The sequence below is a fragment of the Pseudooctadecabacter jejudonensis genome, from assembly GCF_900172275.1.
Taxonomy (GTDB): domain Bacteria; phylum Pseudomonadota; class Alphaproteobacteria; order Rhodobacterales; family Rhodobacteraceae; genus Octadecabacter; species Octadecabacter jejudonensis.
Genome location: NZ_FWFT01000012.1, coordinates 1 through 1604 on the forward strand (window position 1 = coordinate 1; position 1604 = coordinate 1604).

Annotated in this window: 1 protein-coding gene and 1 pseudogene; both read left to right on the forward strand. The window is 56.2% G+C overall.

Features of this window, described 5'->3' with window-relative positions; all coding sequences use genetic code 11:
- The first annotated feature begins 262 nt into the window (after positions 1-262).
- Complete coding sequence (locus PSJ8397_RS16735; RefSeq protein WP_085865779.1) at positions 263-595, forward strand: hypothetical protein; 333 nt, start codon at positions 263-265, stop codon at positions 593-595.
- Positions 596-1411: 816 nt separating this feature from the next.
- A pseudogene (locus PSJ8397_RS16740) lies at positions 1412-1604 on the forward strand (hypothetical protein); the annotation flags it as partial.

Consider the following 1604-nt stretch of genomic DNA (forward strand, 5'->3'; position numbering starts at 1 on the left):
GAGGCCGTGATGGCCGGTGCGAACACCGAAACCAACGTCGACATCCGCCGCTCCAACGTTGACGCGATCGCAGTCCTGAAAGTGGGCGGCCAGATCGTCGACACCCAGGAAATCGAGTTCAACTAAGATCCCCCGCGTCAGCGATGACGCAACATAAGGTCGGCCTCATTCTCCCCCTCCAAGTTGAGGCCGACCTTACTTTTCCCTTTTTCCCATCCCATTTGGCATCGTCTTCTCTCGCCACTCCTTGAAAGGATATCCCATGTTCAAGACATTGACACTTTCCCTCGCGGCGCTGGCCGCAACTGCGACACTAGCCGCCGCTGAAAGCAGCTACATTTCCAATTTCGTCAAAGAGCAAAACCGCGACAACCTGATTGAGCTTGGCACTGTCCGTGCCGCGGGCAATGGCGTGGTCGAGATCTTTGGCTACCACAAAGGCAAACTTGGCCCGCTTCTGGGGTCTGAGAGCCTTCATGCCGGTTCAAACCTCGACGTGGAAATCAACGTGCGCCGCCGCCCGCTGACCGACGTTTTGGCCGTGCTCAAGGTGAATGGCCAGATCGTTGATACGCAAGAGATCGAATTGAACTGATCCACCTTCGAAAAAGTATCCCACAGCTGTTTGGGCCGTCCGTATTGGGCGGCCCATTGTCGTGCGAACACTCCGCAAGCTGTGTGGGCTGGGACAACGACCGTTCGGTCCCGATCAGCAGGGCAGACGCCGGCAATTCATAAGACCAAAAGTATTTGAAACAGTGGTCCTGCGAGTGCGAATGATCGTCCAGGTGCGAGACAGCGATGCGCGGCCTTGATGGTGCCTCTCCACCCAATCTGTGACGGAGCCACGCGGCGCACATGGCGTCCGGTTATCCTTCAGGCCGGCGATGTGAGGATCAAAGCTGCGCATCACGGCACAGCCCTCTGGTTTCGCGCCTCAAGATCGTCGGAACAACTCCAACATGAAGCGCTCTTGCGTTCACGGCGCCGTGAGATTTGCGACAAAATCAATAAAATCAGAGACATATTCCTCACCCCGGCGGGAGAATGATGAAATATTTAATGATCACGCTTTTGCGTTCAGGCCCGAAACGTGAGGGTTTGAAATGAAATTTACGCCCCATCTGTGACCCGATGCACAGCGTTGATCGTGCTTCTGTGCATATTTGCGAGGCAAGTGCGGTCTAAGGCTCCGTACGTGCAGTCAAGGGTTTGGATCTGTCACAAGATACTCAGATTTTCGTGACCGGTGCGACCCTTCCGAAACGCCTCAACAGCCCTCATCTTAAGTTCATCGAAACGCAGCAGACACGCTGCAACACACAAGCCGCCCTACCACGGGCAACCAACACACCGCCCCACAAACGGGCACATCATACACCGCCCCAGACGGGCACCGAAAGGAAATATCATGTTCAAGACACTTACACTCGCCGCCGCCGCTGTTGCCGCAACTGCTTCCATCGCTTCCGCTGAAAGCTACATCTCCAACTTCGTGGAAAGCCAGTCCCGTGACACCCAGGTTGAGCTGGGCACAGTCCGCGCTGCTGCTGACGGTGTGGTCGAAGTTTACGCCTACCACGGCGGTGAGCTGGGCGCGCTGC